Source organism: Pseudomonas sp. NPDC089395, from assembly GCF_044749525.1.
Classification (GTDB): domain Bacteria; phylum Pseudomonadota; class Gammaproteobacteria; order Pseudomonadales; family Pseudomonadaceae; genus Aquipseudomonas.
In genome coordinates, this window is record NZ_JBIVID010000002.1 from 70183 (window position 1) to 90546 (window position 20364).

The 20364-nt window shown below is 64.9% G+C and carries 24 protein-coding genes; 9 read left to right on the forward strand and 15 right to left on the reverse strand.

The genetic code is table 11. The annotated features are described in order from the left end of the window. The first annotated feature begins 86 nt into the window (after positions 1-86). The 3 genes from ACIPZG_RS05300 (at position 87) to ACIPZG_RS05310 (ending at position 1767) form a co-directional block, all read left to right on the forward strand. Positions 87-677 carry a nucleosidase gene (locus ACIPZG_RS05300; RefSeq protein ID WP_400711057.1) on the forward strand — a complete coding sequence of 197 codons (591 nt, stop codon included), beginning with the start codon at positions 87-89 and terminating at the stop codon, positions 675-677. Between the two features lie 90 nt (positions 678-767). Then, on the forward strand, positions 768-896 hold the full coding sequence (locus ACIPZG_RS05305) for a PSPA7_2676 family Cys-rich small protein (protein WP_008090012.1): 129 nt from the start codon (positions 768-770) through the stop codon (positions 894-896). 10 nt (positions 897-906) lie between these two features. Next, entirely contained in the window at positions 907-1767 is an 861-nt protein-coding gene (locus ACIPZG_RS05310) for a Ku protein (RefSeq protein WP_400711060.1), read from the forward strand. Positions 1768-1778: 11 nt separating this feature from the next. On the opposite strand, the gene ACIPZG_RS05315 is transcribed toward ACIPZG_RS05310, so the two are convergent. From ACIPZG_RS05315 to ligD, 5 genes are read right to left on the reverse strand one after another with little or no spacing between them, the layout of a single operon-like run. Continuing rightward, on the reverse strand, positions 1779-2441 hold the full coding sequence (locus ACIPZG_RS05315; RefSeq protein WP_400711063.1) for a glycosyltransferase: 663 nt from the start codon (positions 2439-2441) through the stop codon (positions 1779-1781). Beyond that, a complete protein-coding gene (locus ACIPZG_RS05320) occupies positions 2438-3037 on the reverse strand; it encodes a class I SAM-dependent methyltransferase (RefSeq protein ID WP_400711066.1) in 600 nt (199 codons plus the stop codon). Before ACIPZG_RS05320 ends, ACIPZG_RS05315 begins: the two co-directional genes overlap by 4 nt. Positions 3038-3047: 10 nt before the next feature. After that, positions 3048-3803: a PIG-L deacetylase family protein gene (locus ACIPZG_RS05325; RefSeq protein ID WP_400711069.1), complete on the reverse strand. Its 756-nt coding sequence runs from the start codon at positions 3801-3803 to the stop codon at positions 3048-3050. Then, entirely contained in the window at positions 3800-4843 is a 1044-nt protein-coding gene (locus tag ACIPZG_RS05330; RefSeq protein ID WP_400711072.1) for an acyl-CoA dehydrogenase, read from the reverse strand. The genes ACIPZG_RS05325 and ACIPZG_RS05330 overlap by 4 nt, the downstream gene beginning before the upstream one ends. Beyond that, the gene (gene ligD / locus ACIPZG_RS05335) at positions 4840-7323 is read right to left on the reverse strand and encodes a DNA ligase D (protein ID WP_400711075.1); all 2484 of its coding nucleotides are present in this window, start codon (positions 7321-7323) and stop codon (positions 4840-4842) included. Before ligD ends, ACIPZG_RS05330 begins: the two co-directional genes overlap by 4 nt. A 158-nt stretch (positions 7324-7481) precedes the next feature. On the opposite strand from ligD, the gene ACIPZG_RS05340 reads away from it, so the two are divergent. Beyond that, complete coding sequence (locus ACIPZG_RS05340; protein WP_400711078.1) at positions 7482-7943, forward strand: phosphotransferase system, HPr-related protein; 462 nt, start codon at positions 7482-7484, stop codon at positions 7941-7943. A 2-nt stretch (positions 7944-7945) separates the two neighbouring features. Continuing rightward, complete coding sequence (locus ACIPZG_RS05345) at positions 7946-8176, forward strand: metallothionein (protein WP_400711081.1); 231 nt, start codon at positions 7946-7948, stop codon at positions 8174-8176. 67 nt (positions 8177-8243) lie between these two features. Here ACIPZG_RS05345 and ACIPZG_RS05350 read toward each other — a convergent pair whose 3' ends face one another. The 4 genes from ACIPZG_RS05350 to ACIPZG_RS05365 are packed head-to-tail and all read right to left on the reverse strand — an operon-like array spanning position 8244 to position 11645. Next, a complete protein-coding gene (locus ACIPZG_RS05350) occupies positions 8244-8672 on the reverse strand; it encodes a hypothetical protein (RefSeq protein ID WP_400711084.1) in 429 nt (142 codons plus the stop codon). A 29-nt stretch (positions 8673-8701) separates the two neighbouring features. Then, entirely contained in the window at positions 8702-9661 is a 960-nt protein-coding gene (locus tag ACIPZG_RS05355) for a lysylphosphatidylglycerol synthase domain-containing protein (protein WP_400711087.1), read from the reverse strand. Beyond that, entirely contained in the window at positions 9661-10863 is a 1203-nt protein-coding gene (gene clsB / locus ACIPZG_RS05360) for a cardiolipin synthase ClsB (protein ID WP_400711090.1), read from the reverse strand. Before clsB ends, ACIPZG_RS05355 begins: the two co-directional genes overlap by 1 nt. Then, a complete protein-coding gene (locus ACIPZG_RS05365) occupies positions 10860-11645 on the reverse strand; it encodes an endonuclease/exonuclease/phosphatase family protein (protein WP_400711093.1) in 786 nt (261 codons plus the stop codon). Before ACIPZG_RS05365 ends, clsB begins: the two co-directional genes overlap by 4 nt. A 207-nt stretch (positions 11646-11852) precedes the next feature. Between ACIPZG_RS05365 and ACIPZG_RS05370 the strand changes: the two genes are divergently transcribed. The 4 genes from ACIPZG_RS05370 (at position 11853) to ACIPZG_RS05385 (ending at position 13619) form a co-directional block, all read left to right on the forward strand. Continuing rightward, positions 11853-12239: a low affinity iron permease family protein gene (locus ACIPZG_RS05370; RefSeq protein WP_400711096.1), complete on the forward strand. Its 387-nt coding sequence runs from the start codon at positions 11853-11855 to the stop codon at positions 12237-12239. Between the two features lie 48 nt (positions 12240-12287). Beyond that, positions 12288-12839, forward strand: coding sequence for an ATP-dependent Clp protease proteolytic subunit (locus tag ACIPZG_RS05375; protein ID WP_400711099.1), 552 nt, complete (start codon positions 12288-12290; stop codon positions 12837-12839). 161 nt (positions 12840-13000) lie between these two features. Continuing rightward, positions 13001-13213, forward strand: coding sequence for a general stress protein (locus ACIPZG_RS05380; protein ID WP_400711102.1), 213 nt, complete (start codon positions 13001-13003; stop codon positions 13211-13213). Positions 13214-13331: 118 nt separating this feature from the next. Then, positions 13332-13619 carry a DUF6555 family protein gene (locus ACIPZG_RS05385; RefSeq protein WP_400711105.1) on the forward strand — a complete coding sequence of 96 codons (288 nt, stop codon included), beginning with the start codon at positions 13332-13334 and terminating at the stop codon, positions 13617-13619. Here ACIPZG_RS05385 and ACIPZG_RS05390 read toward each other — a convergent pair. The 6 genes from ACIPZG_RS05390 to paaE all read right to left on the reverse strand — a co-directional run bounded on the left by ACIPZG_RS05390 (position 13577) and on the right by paaE (position 20360). After that, positions 13577-13744 carry a hypothetical protein gene (locus ACIPZG_RS05390; RefSeq protein ID WP_400711108.1) on the reverse strand — a complete coding sequence of 56 codons (168 nt, stop codon included), beginning with the start codon at positions 13742-13744 and terminating at the stop codon, positions 13577-13579. The two genes, ACIPZG_RS05385 and ACIPZG_RS05390, sit on opposite strands and share 43 nt — an antisense overlap. 147 nt (positions 13745-13891) lie before the next feature. After that, complete coding sequence (gene paaZ / locus ACIPZG_RS05395) at positions 13892-15946, reverse strand: phenylacetic acid degradation bifunctional protein PaaZ (protein WP_400711111.1); 2055 nt, start codon at positions 15944-15946, stop codon at positions 13892-13894. A 33-nt stretch (positions 15947-15979) separates the two neighbouring features. Beyond that, on the reverse strand, positions 15980-17212 hold the full coding sequence (locus tag ACIPZG_RS05400) for an OprD family porin (RefSeq protein WP_400711114.1): 1233 nt from the start codon (positions 17210-17212) through the stop codon (positions 15980-15982). Between the two features lie 27 nt (positions 17213-17239). Next, positions 17240-18802 carry a cation acetate symporter gene (locus ACIPZG_RS05405; protein WP_400711117.1) on the reverse strand — a complete coding sequence of 521 codons (1563 nt, stop codon included), beginning with the start codon at positions 18800-18802 and terminating at the stop codon, positions 17240-17242. Further along, a complete protein-coding gene (locus ACIPZG_RS05410; RefSeq protein ID WP_400639567.1) occupies positions 18799-19107 on the reverse strand; it encodes a DUF485 domain-containing protein in 309 nt (102 codons plus the stop codon). The genes ACIPZG_RS05405 and ACIPZG_RS05410 overlap by 4 nt, the downstream gene beginning before the upstream one ends. Before the next feature lie 176 nt (positions 19108-19283). After that, positions 19284-20360 carry a 1,2-phenylacetyl-CoA epoxidase subunit PaaE gene (gene paaE, locus ACIPZG_RS05415; RefSeq protein WP_400711120.1) on the reverse strand — a complete coding sequence of 359 codons (1077 nt, stop codon included), beginning with the start codon at positions 20358-20360 and terminating at the stop codon, positions 19284-19286. Between the last annotated feature and the right edge of the window lie 4 nt (positions 20361-20364).

A 20364-nucleotide genomic window follows, 5' to 3' on the forward strand; every position in this document is an offset into this window, starting at 1 on the left:
CGCAAGGGTTTGCCGAACACTTGCATTCGGGCAAGGTTTGCCGACAATGGCTGCGCCCTCGCAAGCCATTCGGAACCGCCCGCGCCATGCTGCTCATCAAGCAATTCCCCCACATTTCCCTCGCCGACACTCTGTTCGTCTTCGCCCTTGAGGCCGAAGCCGGTAGCGTGTTCGCCGACGTCAACACGGTGTTCACGGGCATCGGCAAGGTCAATGCCGCCATCGCCCTGACCAAAGCGGTGCAGCAGCACCGCCCCAAGCTCATCGTCAACCTCGGCTCGGCCGGCAGCCAGCGCTACGGCAAAGGCGAAGTCGTGTGCTGCACGCGCTTCGTGCAGCGCGACATGGACGTGACCCCACTGGGCTTCGCCCGCTACGAGACGCCGCTGTCGGACATCCCGGTGCTGCTGGAGCATGGCGAGGCGGTTCCCGGCCTGCCACTGGGGACCTGCGGCAGCGGCGACAGCTTCGAGGTCAACCACGGCGAGTCGCCTTACGACATCGTCGACATGGAAGCCTATGTGCTGGCCCTGATCGCCCGCACGGAAGGTATCCCCTTCGTGTGCCTGAAATACATCTCCGATGACGCCGGCAGTGACGCAGCGGACGACTGGTCGGTGCAAGTCCACCTGGCGGCGCAGGCCTTCAAGCGCGTGTTGTTCAGCAGCGAAGGCTGAGGGGCCACGGCGCAATTGGAGTAAACCTTCACGGCGCCGCGCAGTCACTTCAAGTAAGCGCCCGACCTTTTCGGGCCAAGGAGGTGGCTGATGACCCTTGTCTGCCTGCTGCGTGGCTGCCACTGGCGTACCCTGGTGAGCGCTGAGGCCAATGGCCTGGTCTGCCAACAGTGCGAGCGCTGCGGCGCGATGCGCTCCAGCCAACCGCTGCAACCTTAGGAGGCTCACCATGGCCAGGGCAATCTGGAAAGGGGCGATCAGTTTCGGCCTGGTGCATATCCCGGTCTCGCTCAACACCGCCGTGCGCACCGAACGGGTCGACTTCGACTGGCTCGACAAGCGCAGCATGGAGCCAGTGGGCTACAAGCGGATCAACAAGGTCACCGGCAAGGACATCGACAAGGACAACATCGTCAAGGGCGTCGAGTTCGAGAAGGGCCGCTACGTGGTGATCAGCGAGGAAGAAATCCGCAGCGCTCGGCCCGAAGCGACGCAAACCATCGACATTTTCTCCTTCGTCGCGGCCAGCGAGATCCCGTTGCAGCACTTCGATACGCCTTACTACCTCAGCCCCGACCGTCGCGGCGGCAAGGTCTATGCGCTGTTGCGCGAAACCCTGGAAAGCACCGGCAAGGTGGCCCTGGCCACGGTGGTGCTGCACACCCGTCAGCACCTGGCGCTGCTGCGCCCGCTGGAGGATGCGCTGGTGATGATCACCCTGCGCTGGCCCGGTGAGGTACGTGGGGTGGAGTCGCTGGAGCTGGACAAGAGCGTGACCGAAACCAAGGTCGACAAGCGTGAGCTGGACATGGCCAAGCGCCTGGTCGAGGACATGAGCGGGACGTGGGCGCCGGACGAATATCATGACGCCTTCCGCCATACCATCATGGACCTGGTCGAGGAAAAGGCCAGCAAGGGCAAGATCAGCGTGGTGGACAAGGGCGAAGCGGTGGCAGAGAAGGGCGCCGATATCATCGACCTGACCGAACTGCTCAAGCGCAGCCTCGGCGGCAAGGGTGGCAAGAAGGCATTGGCAGAGAAGGCACCGGCAGAGAAGAAACCGGCCAAGCGCCCGCGCAAGGCCTCCTGACTCGGGCAGTGCTACTGCAACGTCGAGTCCAGACGCGCCAGATAATCGCCAAACCCGTCCCGCGCCCGGCTATCGCGGCGGCTGCTGGTGGCCACGCTATGCTTGGCCGTCCACACGATCTGCGCGCCGCTGGCCTCCAGGTCATGCACCAGTTGCACGTCCTCATGGGCTGCCAGCGGGCGGAACCCCCCGACGCGTTCATAAGCCCGCGCACAGACGCCCAGATTGGCCCCGTGGATATGCCGGTGTCCCTCGCAGGCCTGATAGCCACTGAGGTAGCGCTTGCGCAGTGCGGCGCGTTGCCAGGGTTGCCAATGCGCGATATGCACCGTGCCGCAGACCACTTCGGCGGTGCAGCCCAGCTGTGACAACAGCCAGTGTGGCGGGACCTGACTATCGGCATCGGTACAGGCCAGCCAGCAGGCACCGCGCTCGAGCATCAGCGCCGCCCCGAGTCGCCGCGCCATGCCGACGCAGCCAGCTTCCACCGCCAGGGTATGCACACCATGCTGCCGTGCCACGGCGGCACTGCCATCGACGCAACGGTCCAGGACCACCAGCACTTCGACCCGCTGGCCTGCCTGCTCGGCCACCGCCACTGCCGCAGCCATGGCTTTGAGGCAACGCCCCAGACGCCGGGCTTCGTTATGCGCCGGAATCACCACGGCGATCATGGGCAGGTCTCTTGCAGGTCGACCACGCTGGGCTGACACGACCAGTACTCCAGCACGAAGTCCGCTTCCTCGTGTCGGCAAACCGGATACAACGGCAGGTGCCTGGCCAGCAGATGGTGTACTTGACGGCCATCCTGCGGGCAGCCCGCGATCGGATGCAGCCAGTGGCAGGCCAATACACCGCCGTTGCAGGTCAGGCTGCCCACCGTCTGCTCGATGACCTGCAACCAGTCGGTCGGGTCCAGGTAATAGCCGAGTTCGCTGAGCACGATCAGGTCAAAACGCCCACCCGGCCAGTCGACGGGCAGCCGGCCCTTGACGACCGTGGCGTTGGGCATGGCGGCCAGGCGCTCTCGCGCCAGCCGCACGGCGGTCGGGTCAAGGTCCTGGCACAGCAGTTCGGCACAACGCTCGGCCAGCGCGGCGCTCAGCTCGCCGTTGGCGCACGCCGGTTCGAAAACGCGCTGGTAGTACTGGCGTGGAAGGCTGGCCACGAGGAGATCGCGCTTGCGCCGCTCGTACCAGCGCGTGCGGAACGCCCAGGGGTCCTCGTCGTGGGCGTACAGGTCGGCGAAATAGTGCGCATCGAGGCTCATGACCAATTCCCTAGAGAAAGACCAGTTCAAACGGTTGCAGCAGGCACTCCTGCAGGTCGGGCGGCAGCACCGCAGGTCGCTCCTGATCCGGCTCCAGCTGGCTATGGTGCGCGGCCAGGGCCTGCCGCTTGCGGGCCAGGCGGGATTCGTCGAGGGCGATGCGGTGCGCCCGTGACCAGGGCAGCCGTGGATCGTCGGGCTGCGCCCAGTGCCAGGCCCACACCGGCACTTCGACCAGTTGCACTTTGCGCGCCTGGGCGGCTTGTGCCGCCGCGCGGCCGAGCGTCTCGTGGTCGCAGTGGCCGTCGCCACGCCAGGTGGTCATCAGCAGGTCTTCGGGCCTGAGCAACTGGTTCAGGTGATTGACCAGGAATGCTTCGTCGCGGGGCAAGGCGCCATCCTTGAGGTGCAAGCGCCGCCAATCCAGCAGGTTGAGGTCCAGGTCCAGCTGTTGCAAGGCATGCCGGCTTTCCAACGGCCGCTGGCGGCGCAAGCGGTGCTCGGTCCAGGTCGACGAGTCCGGGTGGCTGCCTTCGCCGTCGGTGGCGGAAACCAGCAGCAGGTCCTGCTCGCGACCGTGCATGCCCGCCAGCAGACCGCCGGCCATGAGGATCTCGTCATCCGGGTGTGGGGCCAGCAATACCAGGCGCCGGCCCGGCGGGCACAGCTGATCTGGGGTGAGCCAACCGGCACGGGCCAGGTGCGCCGACTGTTGCCAGGCGGCCCAGGGCGTGCCGTTGCTGGCCTGAATAAGATTCTCGCTCATAGCTGCCAGGCTCCTGCCGGCACCTGGGCCAGCTGCTGTCCAAGGGTGGCCAGGTCGCGTTCGGCGTGGCTCTGGCGCAGGAACACCGGCAAGTCGGCGCTGAGCCGGGCGAAGTGGCTGCTGCGGCAGAATGGCGTTGCGCCCAGCGCGCGGCCCACATGGTGGATGACCTGTTCGACCGACTGTTCGACCTGGGCACGCACGCGGCGTACCTCGAAGCTGGCGTCGGCGCCCGGTTGGCGGTCGATCCAGCCGGCGCACGCACGCAACGCTGCCCGGGCGCCACAAAGGGCAGCGTCGACAGCGCCCAGATGCGCCTGGGCATGGGGGTCAGGGTGGGGTTTGCGGCAATGCTCGCGCAAGTAATCGGCCAGGGCCTCGGCGGCGCCGTACCAGCAGGCGGCAATGCCCGCACCGCCATGCCAGAAGCCCGGGCGCGTCAAGTACTGGCCTGGCTGGCCGACCGCGATGCCGGGCGCGTCGTCGAACTCGACCTCGACGCTGGTGGTGGTGGCCATCCCGACCGCCTGCCAGTGTTCGACCTGCAGGCGCTGGCGGGTATGGGCCAGTTCGATGGCCACCAGCTGTGGCTGGTCGTCCTCGGCCCAGGCGGTGATCAGCGCGCGGTCGATCTGCAGGGCGCCGGAGCACCAGGCCTTGCGCCCGGCCAGGCGCACCTGGTCGCCGTCCCGGGCGACGATTCGTGCGCGGGCATCGGGTGGTTCGGCGGCCCACACCCCCCATACGGCATCACCCACCCGGTGCGCAGCGCCACATTCGGCCAGGATCGCCAGGGCGTCGGTATGCCCCTCGTACAGTTTCGCCAGTGCCAGGTCACAGCCGGCTACCCGCGCCAGGCTCTGCCAGCGCTGCAGGGTATGGCCCTGGCCGGGCAGTGGCAGCAGGTCGAGGTGGTCAGCCAGCAGCGCCTGCATCAGCTCGGCCAGCTTGGTGTCGAGGTTGAGTGCCTGCGGACGTTCGCTGAACGTGCGCAACAGGCTGTCGAGGGTGTTCAAGTCGAAATCCTGGATGATGCTCATGCCATCCCCATCTGTTTGCGCATGCGCGCGGTGATCGATTGGCGGGTCTTGGCCAGGTCGGCCCAGGGGTCGTCGAGGTCAGCCAGGCGCTCATGCAGATTGCCGATATGCCATTGGTTGGCGCCCTTGAGTTGAGCCAGCTCCGCGCGCCAGATCGGCACCGACACCGGCAGTCCTTCGCGGGCGCGCAGGGAATAGGCACAGGCGGTGGTGGCGCCCTGGCCGTTGCGCAGGTAGTCGATGAAGATCCGCCCGACCCGGTTCTTCGGTCCCGACACGGCGCTGAGGCGGTCGGGGAACAGCTTGGCCAGGTAGTCGACGATGGCGTGGCTGAAGTCCTTGACCTCATCCCAGCCGGCCCGCCGGGTCAGCGGTACTACGAGGTGCATGCCCTTGCCGCCACTGGTCTTGAGAAACACCTTCAGGCCCAGCTCGTCGAGCAGCGTCAAGGTCAGCTGGGTGGCGTCGAGCATGGCTTTCCATGGCAGTGCCGGGTCCGGGTCGAGGTCGAGCACGAAGCGGTCGGGTTTGTCGAAGGCCTTGTTGGTGGCATTCCAGGTGTGCAGTTCGAGCATGTTCATCTGGACCGCGCCAAGCAGGGTGTCGGGGCGATTGATGACCATCGCCGCCTGGCCAGCTTCGGCTTTGTCGTAGCTGAGCACGTTGGGCAGATGCAGCTGGCCGGCATTTTTCTGGAAGAACAGCTCGCCCGTCAGGCCCTCCGGGGCGCGCACCAAGGCCACCGGGCGGTCCTTGAGCTGGGGAAGGAGCCAAGGCATGACCTGGGCGTAGTACTCGGCCACGTCGCGCTTGGTGGCGCCGGAGGTGGCATCGATCACCCGGTCAGGGTGGGTCAGGCGCAAGGCGCCCAGCGGCTCATCGTGGGGCTGATGGCGGGGGATCTTCTTGCCGGGCATCGCGCGCTCCAGGTCGATGGCGGTGGCAGGCTTGTCATTGCGCAGGCCGTGGAACACCGCGTGGCGTACCGAGCCGTCGCGGGTCATCTGGGCGTAGGCGACTTCTGCCAGCAGTTGCGGCTTGAGCCAGTGCACGCCGCGGGCTTCGACGCCGGTCGGCGGGTTGGCCAGGGCGGGCTTGGCAACTTCCAGGGGCTTGAGCCGGGCATGGATCGTGCCCAAGGTGGCGGCGCTGAAACCGCTGCCGACCTTGCCGGCGTAGCGCAGCTCGCCGCTGTCGTTGTCGTGTAGGGCCAGCAGCAGTGCACCGAAGGCCGTGCGGCTGCCCTTGGGATCGGTGTAGCCGACGATCACGAACTCCTGGCGCTGCTTGCACTTGAGCTTGATCCAGTCGGCACTGCGCTTGCCCAGGTACGGGCTGCCCAGGCGCTTGCCGATCAAGCCTTCGAGCTGCAGGCGGCAGGCGCTGTCGAGCAGGGATTCGACCGGCTGGTCGAAATCGGCGGAGTATTCCAGCACCTCGGACTGCTCGTCCTCCAGCAGCTTGGCCAGGGCCGAGCGACGGTCCTCCAGAGGCAGCTGGCGCAGGTCATGGCCACCGAGGTAGGGCAGGTCGAACAGGTAGTAGACGATCTGCTCGTCATTGTCGGTGTCGAAGGCGTTCTGCAGGGCCTGAAAATCAGACACGCCATGCTCGCCCTTGACCACCATCTCACCATCGAGCCAGGCCGAATCGATGCCCAGCGCGCGCAGCGCTTCGACCTGCCTGGGCATCTTGCTGCTCCAGTCATGGCCGTTGCGGGTGAACAGGCGAACATCGTCGCCTTCGATACGGGCCAGCACCCGGTAGCCGTCGAACTTGACCTCGTAACGCCAGTCGCCGCTGGGCGGTGAGTCGACCAGGGTAGCCAGCTGCGGTTGCAACTGGGCGGGCAAGGCCGCTTTCTTGCCCGTGGCCGACCGTTTGCGCCTGGCAGGCGCCTGAGCGGCCTTGGCAGGACGGCGAGGCACCAACGTACGGTCGCTCAGCACGCTGTCGGGTTGGGCATCGACGATGCTGTAGTCCGACTCGCTGCGGGCCTCGCCGTCGTTGGACTTGACCAGCATCCATTGCTCTTTCTTGCCCGCCAGGTGGGTGCGAAACAGGTTCCATACGCCGTTGAGCTTCTCGCCCTGCAGGCGAAACCGCAGTTTGCCCTTGGCATAGGCTTGCCGGGCGTTGCCTTCGGGCTCCCAGATGCCACGGTCCCAGACGATCACGTCGCCGGCGCCGTAGTGGCCCTCGGGGATATTGCCCTCGAAACTGGCGTAGTCGAGCGGGTGGTCCTCCACATGCACGGCCAGGCGCCGCACTTTAGGGTCCAGGGACGGGCCTTTGGGGATGGCCCAGCTTTTCAGCGTGCCATCGAGCTCCAGGCGAAAGTCGTAGTGCAGGTGACTGGCGTCGTGTTTCTGGATACAGAACTGCAGGGCATGGGCCTTGGCACGCCCGCGCTTGCCGCTGGGCTCGGGTGTGGCGTTGAAATCGCGCTTGCGCTGGTACTCCTGCAGGGGCTTGGCCATGACGGGCTCCGGGACGATATGCAGGTCTCTAGAAATGGGAGGGAGCAGGGCGCCGGCGAGTTCAAAAATTCACCACCGGAAAAACTCTGAATCATTGCCCTCCAGGGGTAGTCAAACGCTTGTAACGAGCTGAAATACCTGGATGACGGAGAGCTGACATGTCCCGACCCGATAACCCCAAGCCCTATACCCCTCGCGAAATCGATGACACCGAAGACCGCATGGGCAATGTCCACGAACTGGATTTCAACGAGCGCGACGACGAGCACCAGGGCCGCGTGGGAGATGAACGCCCGGCACGCGAAGTGGACCAGGAATTCCCCCCGCGGCGGGTGGCCGAAAGTGGCATGACCGGTGGCGAGACGCTGAGCGACAGCCTGCACGAAGATAACGTCACCTGGGACGACATGAGCCCGGACACCCTGCTGGACGAAAGCGGGGCGCGCGACGACGATGAACCCGGTACCGACGAAGGCCCGGCCGACCAGATGCTGCGCAGTGTCGACGAGCACGAGATTGGCGGTGGCATTGGCCTGGACGAAGCCGAGCTGGCCCGTTCAGACCCCTTGGACGGCGAGCCATGGACGGACGATGTCGTTGATGAAAAACCGAGGAAATGACCATGAACGAGCAACGCTGTGCGTGTCCTCATTGTTCCTGCACGGTAGACGGCAACGCCCTGATGCAGAACGGCAAGGCGTACTGCTGCGAGGCGTGTGCGTCCGGGCACCGCAACGGTGAACCGTGCAGGATGGGTGACTGCAAGTGCGCCCAGGCGACGCGGCCCCGAGAGAGCACGGTGGACAATGCACTGGATGAGACCTTTCCGGCCAGCGACCCGATCTCACCTTGAAACCTGTGGGAGCAACTGTCTTGCTCCATATCTAAATGCTCCCACAGGGACCGCGTGGAAAAGACGGTCAGTGCGTCTGCCAAATGCCATTGTTGCGCTCGCAATCGCTGCGGGCCTGGCCCAGGCTGGGTGTGTCGTAGTAGTAGGTGATCACCCGCGCATCCTTGGGCAATGCGGGCCGGGTCGAGGGCCCATCGCCGCCAGCCGCCTTCGGATTGGCCAAGGCTTCCTGTGTCAGCGGCGCGATGCAGCTGCCGACACTGCCATCGGCGCAGCGGGCCACCTTGTGCTTCTCGGTGCTGAGCATTTCCTTGCTCTCGTTGCTGCAGGACCAGTTGATCGCCTCTGCCGGCATATTGCCGAAGCTATAGCAGGTATGCCCCTCGACAGGCTTGACCGCCTCGCTGGAGGAGCGGGTGACCACATCACACGCCTCGGCCAGCACCTCGCCGCTGGCCAGGCTGCCCAGCATCACCATCAACAGGGATAAACGCATGTGCCACCTCCCGGGCGCGTGGCCCGTGTTCAGGTCTTGCGTAACGTCGCTTTACCGCGTTGGCGCATGGTCCGGGCGCGTTTCTCCAGAACCAAGTAGGTAATCACCGCCAGCAGCAACGGGATCAGGTAGTACAGGGTGCGATACCCCAACAGCGCCGCCACCAGGCTGCCTTGGCCCAGCTGACCATGCAGCAGGGCCAGAAATACGGCCTCCAGCACTCCAAGGCCGGCGGGAATGTGCGCCACCACGCCAGCCACGCAACTGATCAGCAGGATGCCGAGAATCGACGGATAGAACAGATCACCCGGCAACAACCAGTAGATCAGGGCTGCCATCAGCGCCCAGTTGCTGGCCCCCAGCGCCACCTGGCTCAGCGCCAGGCGCAGCGAGGGCAGGGTGATCTCGTGCTCGCGGATGTGCCAGGTACGCCGTGTGGCGAATGCACAGGCCAGCAGGTAACCCATGGCTACCGCCAACAGAACGAAGCCGACCACCTGCAACCCGGTCACGCCAAGCGCCCAGCTTTCCGGCAACTTGACCAGGCGCAGGGCGAACACCGTGCCAGCCAGCAGCATGTAGCCCATCCAGTTGGTCAACAGGCCCAGGGTAAGGATCCGGGTGATGGTCGCCGTGTCCAGTCCCAGCCGGCCGTACAGCCGGTAGCGCAATGCCACGCCACCGACCCAGGTGGTGAAGTTCAGGTTGAACGCATAGCAGACGAAGGCCACTGGCAATACCTGACGCGCCGGCAGCTGATGCCCGGTATAGGCCCGTGCCAGCAGGTCGTAACTGGCAAAGGTCAGGTAGCTGCACAACGCCAGACCCAGCCCGACGACCAAGGTGCTCGGTTTGTACGCAAGAAGCGACTGGCGCACTTCGTTCCAGTCCAGGTTGCGCGCCAGGGTATACAGCAGCACCGGGATCAGCACGATGAACAGCACGGTCAGCACGCGCTTGCCCCAGGTCTGCCAGGGTTTGTCGGTCATCAGGTCTTGCCCTCGTGTAGGTCGCCCTGGGCCTGCACTTCGGGCTGTACCGAACGCAGGTGCTGCCGATGCGCGGGGAACCAGCCGGCAATGCGCGGGAAGTGGCGGATAACGTGGAAGCACATGAAGATCAACGGCGCTCGCCACCAGTAACCGCGCACCATGCGTTCCAGGGTCACCCGCTTGCACTGTTCGCTGGCCAAACCGGTAAGGTGCTGGTAGAGGTGCTGGTTGAAGGCTCGGTCCCGAATCAACAGGTTCGCTTCAAGGTTGAACGACAGGCTCAGCGGGTCGAGGTTGCTCGACCCCACGGTCGACCACTGATCGTCGACCAGCGCCACCTTGCCGTGCAGCGGCCGCTGGCAATACTCGTGGATCTGCACCCCATCGCGCAGCAGGTAGTTGTACAGCAGCCGCGACAGGGCGCGAACCCAGCGCATGTCCGGCTGGCCTTGCAGGATCAGCGTCACCTCTACGCCGCGTCGCGCGGCATTGCGCATTTCGCGCAGCAAGCGGTAGCCGGGGAAGAAGTACGCATTGGCCACCACGATGCGCTGACGTGCGCAGCGAAAGGCCTCCAGGTAGCAGGCTTCGATCTCGGTACTGCGCCGCGCATTGTCGCGCTCGACCAGCACGGCGCTGGCCGGCCCGGCGCTGGCGAGGGCAGGGCGGACCTCGCTGGGTGGGTCGAGCACCGGCGCCATCAGCCGCCGACTCGATGCATGCACCTGCGCCACCACCGGCCCACACACCTCCACGGCATAGTCCTGCTTGGCCATCGGCCCAAAGTCTTCCAGGTGATCGGCGCTGTAGTTGATCCCGCCTATGAATGCGCGCTTGCCGTCGACCACCACGATCTTGCGGTGCAGGCGGCGGAACAGGTTGGTGCGCATGCCGGCCAGGCGCGGTTGCGGATCGAACGCGTGAAAGCTCACGCCCGCTTCGGTCATCGCTGCAAGGAAGGCGTCCGGCAGGTCTGCCGTGCCGTAGCCATCTGCCGCCAGCTCCACCCGAACACCGCGCTGCGCAGCTTCGATCAATACCTGTTGCAACTGCTGGCCGACCTTGTCGTCGTAGATGATGAAGGTTTCCAGCAGGATTTCTTCCTGCGCCTGGGCCATGGCCTCGAACACGCGGGGGTAATACCCCTCGCCATTGACCAACAGCTCGACGCTGTTGCCCTCCACCCAAGGTCTGTTCACAGGTTGATCTCCGCAGCCAACGGGGCATGGTCGGACAGGTGCGACCATGGGTATTTGGACAGCACCTGGGCCTTGCACGGCATGGCATTGCGCAGGTAGATGCGGTCCAGGCGCAGCAGTGGCAGACGCGCCGGGAAGCTGCGCGCCGGGCTGCCGAAACGTTCGCCGAAGGCTTCTACCAGGCGCTGCGAGAGCACAGCATCGGCTTTCAGGCGCCAATCGTTGAAATCGCCCGCGATGATTACCGGCGCGCTGGCCGGCAAGCTGTCCAGCAGGTCGAGCAACAGCCTTACCTGGCTTTGCCGGTGGGCTTCACGCAAGCCCAGGTGCACGCAGACCGCATGCACCTGGTCATGGCCGGGCACGTCCAGGCGACAGTGCAACAGCCCGCGCTCCTCGTTGCCGTGGATCGAAACATCGAGGTTGCGGTGCTCGACGATGGGGAATTTCGACAAGAGGGCATTGCCATGGTCGCCGTGCGGGTAGACCGCGTTGCGCCCATAGGCGAACTGCGGCCACATGCTGTCGGCCAGAAATTCGTACTGGGGCGTCTGCGGCCATGCCGGATGGCGCTGGGCATGCTGCTCATGGCTGCCATGTACTTCCTGGAGGAACACCAGGTCGGCACCGCTGGCGCGCACCGCTTCGCGCAGTTCGGGCAGGATGAAACGGCGGTTCAGCGGGGTAAAACCCTTGTGCACATTGATCGTCAGCACATTCAGCCGGTGAACCGTAGCGGCCCGGTCGATGCTGCTGCCGGGCGTCGGCAGGATCTCGTTCACGGGGCCACCTCGGGCAGTCTGGCGCAGCTATCGCTCATGGCTGTCTCCATTGCAAGGCACTTCCGTATCAGGGCGTCTGGAATTGCGACCCACCAGAAGGGGCAACGGTTCAGCGTGGTCTGATCAAAGGCCGGCAGTCCGAGGCGCGGGAACTTTGCCGTGGTGGACGTTTCCACCAAAGGACAAAGCCTGCTTGGGAGCGTTGGAATGAAATTCGACCGTTTCGCGCAATGGCTGGCCAATTGGACCGGACGCCCGTGGTCCTTCGGGGTCGCCTTGATGCTGATCCTGGTGTGGGGCGTCAGCGGGCCGCTGTTCGACTTCAACGACACCTGGCAACTGGTGATCAACACCTCGACCACCATCATCACCTTCCTGATGGTGTTCCTGATCCAGAACACCCAGAACCGCGACAACGACGAACTGCACATCAAGATCGACGAACTGCTGCGCAACACCCGCCGTGCGCACAAGGCGCTTCTGGACCTGGAGGACATGGACCCCGCCCAGTTGCATGCCCTGCGCAAGCAGTATCAACGGATGGGCGAGCGCAGTGACGATGGGCAAACGACCGACGAAGACGCACGCGACTGAAGGTCTGTCCGTTTCACTGGAATGACCCGCCAACCTTTGGAGGCAAGCATGGCCAGACACATCATCCACTTCACCGGACCGATCAATTCATCGACTTGCGGCAACCTGATCAACACCTGTGGCAAGGCCCTTCAACAGGGCGCTGACGTGGTGCAGTTGAATATCGCCACCATGGGCGGGGAGTGCAGCTACGGCTTCACCCTGTACAACTTCCTGCGCGGCCTGCCGGTGCCCTTGCATACCCATAACCTGGGCACCGTCGAGTCGATGGGCAATATCCTGTTCCTTGCCGGCGACCACCGCACCGCCTGTGCCTGCAGCAAGTTCCTGTTCCACCCGTTCCACTGGACGCTGCACGGGTCGGTGGACCATGCGCGCATGGCCGAGTATGCGATGAGCCTGGATTATGACTTGCGGCTCTATGCGCAGATCGTCGCCGAACGTACCGAGGGCGCCAGCGAGGTGCTGGACACAACGCGCTACCTGATGGCCTATCCGCGCATCCTGGGGCCTCAGGAGGCGCTGGACAGCGGAATGATCCAGGCCATCGATGAAATGCCCATGGAGGCCGAGGTTGCCCAGTGGAGCGTGCATGCGTAAAGGCTTGATGGCCGGGACACAAGCATTTGCCTTGACGGTGTTTCGTGCCACCGGTCAGCCGCGGGCAATCCGATTGAGCAGACGCGTACCTCAATCGCTCGGAAAAGAAGCATGGCAAAGATTCATGCGTCCATTCCAATTGCAGTGCAAGGAGATACGACATGGCTCGTGACCAAGAGCGGACCGGACAACGTGGTGGCACCAAGGAAACCAACCCCGGCAACTTCGCCAATGATCGCCAACGGGCGTCTCGCGCAGGCCACAAGGGCGGCCAGGCTTCTGGCGGCAATTTTGCCAACGACCGTGAGCGGGCGGCGGAGGCAGGCCGCAAGGGTGGGCAGAACAGCCACGGCGGCGGGCGTCAGCCCCATTGAACAGCGGATAAGCGGGGCCTGCGGGCCTCGCTTCAGATTGTTCGACAATTTTTTTGAATCTTTACCAAGCGGCATCACTCCATGAAGTGTCATCCATGGAGAACAGGAGGGCCGCGTGATGCCTAATCCCCAGCTGTACATCATCGACTACCAACTGCACGCTGAGCCGCGCAGCTTCATCATTCGCCTGGACCGGCTGGACAACGCCGAGGCCTGGCATTGGGCGAGCTGCGATGCGGGGATCGGCATCATTCCCAAGTTCGGACGGGAGAAGATCAAGAAGGTCAGCAGGCCCATGGCGGAACGGTACGGAATTACCGAAGTGCGTTGGCGGGTGTCGGGGGACAAACCCCAGTCGCCCCATCAAGCGCCCGATTCGGGGTCGCTGGCCGGTACGCCGGGCTGATCCTGATCATCGTCGGCGACGTTGGGGTCGGCATCCGGGTCGTCGGCCCGGTCGTTGCGTTCCGGGTCCAGTTCGGGCCAGTCATCCTGGGCGTTGCCGCCGCCCATTTGCAGTAGATCGTTCATGACAGTCTCCGCGGTGGTTGATGCACGTTGGAGTAATAACTTGCAGAGGATGATCGCTTTATGTGGGACTGACCCCGACCAATGGTAGGAAGCGCCGCGAAGGCGGCGCTCGATTTCAAGGGCGGTAAACTTCTACCGAATTGCCTCTCAACCCTCCCGCTTCAACACCAAGGTCAGAATGTCATAGCTGGCCACCAGCTCACCCAGCTGGTTGGTCACCTCCACATCCCACGCCACCACACCCTGCGGCTGCCCCAGCGGGCTGGTCTTGCCCTGGTCGATCTTGCGTTTGCAGGTCAGGCGCGCCTGGATGGTGTCGCCGATACCGACCGGGTTGATGAACCGCAGGGTATCCAGCCCGTAGTTGGCCAGCACCGGCCCTGCACCCGGCGACACGAACAGCCCGGCCGCCGCCGACAGCACGAAGTAACCATGGGCGATGCGTTTGCCGAATTGCGATTCCTTGGCCGCGATCTCGTCGAAGTGCATGTAGAAGTGATCGCCCGACAGGCAACCGAAGTTGACCAGGTCCGCTTCGGTCACGGTACGGCGGTGGGTCAGCAGCGACTCGCCGATGCGCAGCTCGTCGAAGTAGCGACGGAACGGATGCACTTCGGTCTCGATCACCTCGGCACCGCGCACATACTCACCGGTCACGGCGCTGAGCATGCTTGGCGAGCCCTGTACGGCGGCACGCTGCAGGTAATGCTTGACCGCGCGCAGGCCGCCCAGCTCTTCGCCACCACCGGCGCGGCCGGGGCCGCCGTGCTTGAGCTGTGGCAGCGGCGAGCCGTGGCCGGTGGATTCCTTCGCAGCTTCGCTGTCCAGCACCAGCAGGCGACCGTGCCAGGCGGCGGCGACCGGGATGGCCTTGGCGGCCACGGCGCGGTCGGCGGTTACCAGCGAGGCGACCAGGCTGCCTTTGCCGCGCGCGGCCAGGGCCAAGGCTTCGTCCAGGTCGTCATAGGCCATCAGCGTACTGACCGGGCCGAACGCCTCGATATCATGGGCACCGCCCTCGGCATGCGGATCGCGGGCCTGCAGCAAGGTGGGGGCGAAGAACGCACCTTCGGCAACCCCTTCGCCACGTGGGTTGAAGCCGTCGCTGGCGCCGAACAGCTGATCGCAGCTCTGCAGCAGGCTCTGCACGCGTTCACCAACGTCACGCTGCTGATCATGGGAAGCCAGCGCGCCCATACGCACGCCTTCCACCGACGGATCGCCGACCACCACCTTGCTCAGGCGCTCACGCAGGCGCGTGGCGACGGCATCCAGGTGCTTGGCCGGCACGATGGCGCGGCGAATGGCGGTGCATTTCTGCCCGGCCTTGGTGGTCATTTCGCGAACCACTTCCTTGATGTACAGCTCGAACTCTTCGCTGTCCGGGGTGACATCGGGGCCGAGGATGGCGCAGTTGAGCGAATCGGCCTCGGCGGTGAACGGCACCGAGTGGCGGATCAGGTTCGGCGTGACGCGCAGCTTGGCGGCGGTATCGGCGGAACCGGTGAAGGTCACCACGTCCTGGCCCTGCAGGCGGTCGAGCAGGTCGCCCGTGCTGCCGATCACCAGTTGCAGGCTGCCCTCGGGCAGCAGGCCCGAGGCATTCATCAGGCGCACCACGGCTTCGGTGAGGTAGCTGGTGGAGGTCGCGGGCTTGACGATGCAAGGCATGCCGGCCAGGAAGGTCGGGGCGAACTTTTCCAACATGCCCCAGATCGGGAAGTTGAAGGCATTGATGTGCACGGCAACGCCCGCACGCGGCACCAGGATGTGGCTACCGGCGAAATGACCTTGCTTGCCCAGCGGGATCGCCGGGCCTTCGTGCACCAGGTTGCCCGAGGGCAGCTCGCGGCTGCCGATGCCCGCGTAGGCGAACAAGGTGGAGTTGCCGCCTTCGATGTCGATCCAGCTGTCGGCACGGGTGGCGCCGCTGTGGTGGGACAGCGCGTAGAGCTGCTCCTTGCGCTCGGCCAGGTACAGGGCCAGCGCTTTGAGGCGCGCGGCGCGCTGCTGGAAGTCCATGGCCATGAGCGCGGCCAGGCCGCGAACGCGGGCGAAGTCCACGGCTTCGGCAAAATCCGGGCGCTCTTCGTGGCTGTAGGCCAGGACGTGGCCGTCGAGGGCGCTGCGCAGGGCCTGGGCGCCGTGTTGGCCGATCCAGCGACCGGCGATGAAGCTCTGCAGGGTTGGGGCGTCAGACATGCTGTTCTCCATTCTCGAATAGGGGGGGCGCTGTTACCACAGCGCCAGGGTGTAGCCGATGATCAGGCGGTTTTCGTCCACGGCGTTGGTCAGGCCATTGCCGGAACGGAAGGTGACGTTGCGCCAGCGCAGGCTCACGTCCTTGAACGGGCCGCTCTGGATGACGTAGGTCAGGTCGGTGTCACGCTCGCGCTCACGGCCATTGCTGACCGTGGCGGTTTCGGCGTGGCGGCCGTCGGTGTAGCGGGTCATGAAGCTCAGGCCGGGGATGCCCAGCGCGACGAAGTCGTAGTCGTAGCGCAGCTGCCAGGAGTCGAGCCCGGCGCGGGTGAAGGTGTTGAAGGTCACCAGGTTGACGGTGAACGGGTCGCCGCCATTGACGAACGGGAAGGCGCTGTCACCGGACATCTGTTGCCAAGCGGCGGTGAACTTGTGGGCCCTCACGCCCAGGGTGAACATGGCGTTGAAGTTGCGGTTGTCGATGTTGCCAGCGCGCTCGGCGCCGTCGTTGCGGCTGTCGAAGTAGCGCAGGTCGCTGCGCAGGCTCAAGCCTTCACCCAGCGGGCGGGTGTCGACCAGGCCGACGAACTGCTGGCGGTAGATGTCTTCGAGCTTGGCGTAGTAGTAGCTGACGCTGGTCTGCGGGGTGATCGCGTAGCTGCCGCCGGCAAAATCCAGGTGGTCGCTGGTGGCAGCGCCCAGGCCCATGTCATCGCGCCCGGACGAATCGCGCAGGTTGACCTTGTCCAGGCGCCCGGCGTTGAGCGTCAGGTTGCCGATGTCCTGGCTGGTCAGCTGACCGCCCTGGAAGGTCGAGGACAAGAGGCGCGTGTCGTTGTACATCACCACCGGCAGCATCGGCTGCAGGGTGCCCATGCGCAGGGTGCTCTTGGACACGCGTACCTTGCCGGTCAGGCCCAGTTCGCTGTAGTTGTCTACCGGCTCATGGCTGTTCGGGCCGAACGGTAGCAGCCCGGTGTTGCGCCGGTCAGGGCTGGAGTCGAGCTTCACGCCCAACTGGCCCATGGCATCCAGGCCGACGCCAACCGGGCCGTCGGTGAAACCGGACTCGAAGCGCGCGGTGAAGCCTTGGCCCCATTCTTCTGCCTTGGCCTGGGGCGCATTGTCCTGGCGAAAGTCGCGGTTGATGTAGTGGTTGCGCAGGTCCAGCCGCGCGTGGCTGTCGCCGATGAAGTCGGCCAGGGCCGGCAGGGGCAGGGCGAGGGTGGCCAGCCAGGCGGCGGATTTCAGGTGCATGCGGTTCATTGTTGTTATACCCGACATAGTCAACGATCAGTGCTTGCTGGCGCCGGCGGCGCCGATTCCGGTCATGGAACGGATGAACTGGCCCAGGTAGCGCCCACGCTCTTCACGGGCACGTTCGGAGCTGTCCGTCACCGAGAACGCCCAGGCACTGAGGAACGCCAGGCTCATCGAGAACAGTGCAGGGTTGCTGTAGGGGAACAGCGCCTGCGGGTTGTGCAGCACGTTGACCCACACTGCCGGGCCCAGCACCACCAGCACGATTGCCGATACCAGGCCGGCCATGCTGCCGATGACCGCGCCACGGGTGGTCAGGCCTTTCCAGAACATCGAGAGCAGCAACACCGGGAAGTTGACCGACGCCGCCACAGCCAGCACCAGGCCAGAGAGGAAGGCGATGTTCTGCGACTCGAACACCAGGCCCAGCACCACCGCCAGCATGCCGATCACCAGGGTGGCGATACGCGACACGCGCATTTCTTGCTGTTCCGTGGCCTGGCCTTTGCGCACCACGCAGGCATACAGGTCGTGGGACACCGCCGAAGCGCCGGAAAGCGCAAGGCCCGCGACCACGGCAAGAATGGTGGCGAACGCCACGGCGGAAATGAAACCGAGGAACAGGTTGCCGCCCACGGCTTGTGCCAGGTGCACAGCGACCATGTTGCCGCCGCCGATGATCGCGCCGGCGGCATCGCGGTAGGCAGGCTCGGTGCCGACCATGACGATGGCGCCGAAGCCGATGACGATCAGCAGCAGGTAGAAGTAGCCGATGAAGCCGGTGGCGTAGAACACGCTCTTGCGCGCTTCCTTGGCATCGCTGACGGTGAAGAAGCGCATCAGGATATGCGGCAGGCCCGCCGTGCCGAACATCATGCCCAGCCCCAGCGAAATCGCATCCACCGGGTTCGACAGCAAACCGCCCGGCGCCATGATCGCCTGGCCCTTGGCATGCACGGCCACGGCACTGGCGAACATCGCCTCGGTGCTGAAGCCGAAGTGCTTGAGCACCATGAAGGCCATGAAGGTGGTGCCCGACAGCAGCATGACCGCCTTGATGATCTGCACCCAGGTGGTGGCCAGCATGCCACCGAAGGTGACGTAGGCGACCATCAGCACACCGACCAGCATCACTGCGTACAGGTAGTCGATGCCGAACAGCAGTTCGATCAGCTTGCCGGCGCCGACCATCTGCGCCACCAGGTACATCAGCGCCACGGCCAGGGTGCCGAACGCCGAGCTCAGGCGTACCGGGGTTTGCGCCAGGCGGTACGAGACCACGTCGGCGAAGGTGTACTTGCCCAGGTTGCGCAGGCGCTCGGCGATCAGGAACAGGATGATCGGCCAGCCGGCCAGCACGCCCAGGGCATACAGCAGGCCGTCGTAGCCGTTCATGAACATCATCGCGGAAATGCCCAGGAAGGACGCGGCGCTGATCATGTCACCGGCGATCGCCAGGCCGTTCTGCATGCCGGTCAGGCCGCCGCCTGCGGTGTAGAAGTCGCTGGCCGAGCGGGTACGCAGGGCGGCCCAGCGGGTCACCAGCAGGGTGAAGCAGACAAACACCATGAACATCGAGATGGCGGTCCAGTTCATTGCGCGCACTCCTGCTTGACCTTGTCGTTGAGCGGGTCGAGCACGTTGTTGGCGCGGTGCACGTAGATGCCGGTGAGGGCGAACGACAGCAGCACCATGAGCACACCGACCAGCATGCCGACGGTGGTCACGCCGCCGTTCAGGGATTGGCCGAGGGTGCTGGGGGAGAACGCCACCAGCAGGACGAAGCCGTAGTAGATCACCAGCATGGCCAGGGTCAGGGTGCCGTTGAGACGGCGCTTGCGCCGGACCAGGTGCTGGAAGTCGGGGTGATTGCTGATGCTTTCGATGTGTTCGGGGGTCATGGCAAGCGATCTCTGGGTTTTGTAATTGTTTTTGAGGTCACGCAGGTGTTGCTGGGATCGTTGTAGGAGCGGCCTTGTGTCGCGAAAGGGCTGCGCAGCAGCCCCAAAATCTTCATCGCTGCACAAATCCTGGGGCCGCTGCGCGACCCTTTCGCGACACAAGGCCGCTCCTACAGTCAGAGCTGATCGAAGTCGAGCACCACCTTGTCGCTCACCGGGTAGGTCTGGCACGACAGCACATACCCGGCCGCCACTTCGTAGTCCTCCAGCGCATGGTTGCTGTCCATCTCCACCTCGCCTTCGATCACCCGGCACTTGCAGGTCGAGCACACGCCGGCCTTGCACGAATAGGGCAACTCGGCGCCGATGGCATTGCCGGCATCCAGTACGTTCTGGGTATTGCGCGGCAGGTCGAAGCTCAGCGCACGGCCGTCGCTGATCACGGTGATGTGGCTCAGCGCGGAATCCACCTGGCGCGCGGCCTCGCGGGCTTCACGGCGGGCTTCGCTGCCGGCGGCGGCGAACAGTTCGAAGTGGATGCGCTCCTTGGCCAGGCCGTTGGCCTGCAGGCTGTCACGCACGGTTTCGGTCATGGCCTGCGGGCCGCAGATGAACGCTGCGTCGAGGCTGGCCACGTCCATCCAGCGGGAGAACAGCTGGCCGCACTTGTCGGCGTCGATGCGGCCGTTGTACAGGTCGACGTCCTGCTGCTCGCGGCTGAACACGAAGATCAGGTTCAGGCGGTCGAGGTAGCGGTTTTTCAGGTCTTCGAGCTTGTCGCGGAACAATGCGCCGGAGCTCGAACGGTTGCCGTACAACAGGGTAAAGCGGCTGTGCGGCTCACTGGCCAGGGTGGTGGCGATGATCGACAGGATCGGCGTGATGCCACTGCCGGCCGCCACGCCCAGGTAGTTACCCTGGCGCGCCGGGTCCAGCGGCACGAAGAAACTGCCGGACGGCGGCATCACTTCCAGTTGTTGGCCGGCCTTGAGCACTTCGTTGGCAAAGGCCGAAAAACGTCCGCCCGGCACGCGCTTTACCGCCACGCGCAACTCGCCATCCTGCACGGCGCTGCAGATGGAGTAGGAGCGGCGGACTTCTTCGTCGTCCAATTGGGTGCGCATGACCAGGTACTGGCCCTGGGTGAAACGGAAGGCGTCCTGCAGGTGCGCCGGCACGTCGAAGGCAATCGATACCGCGTCGCGGGTCTCGGGACGCACTTGCTTGATGGTCAGGCTGTGAAACTGGCTCATGGTG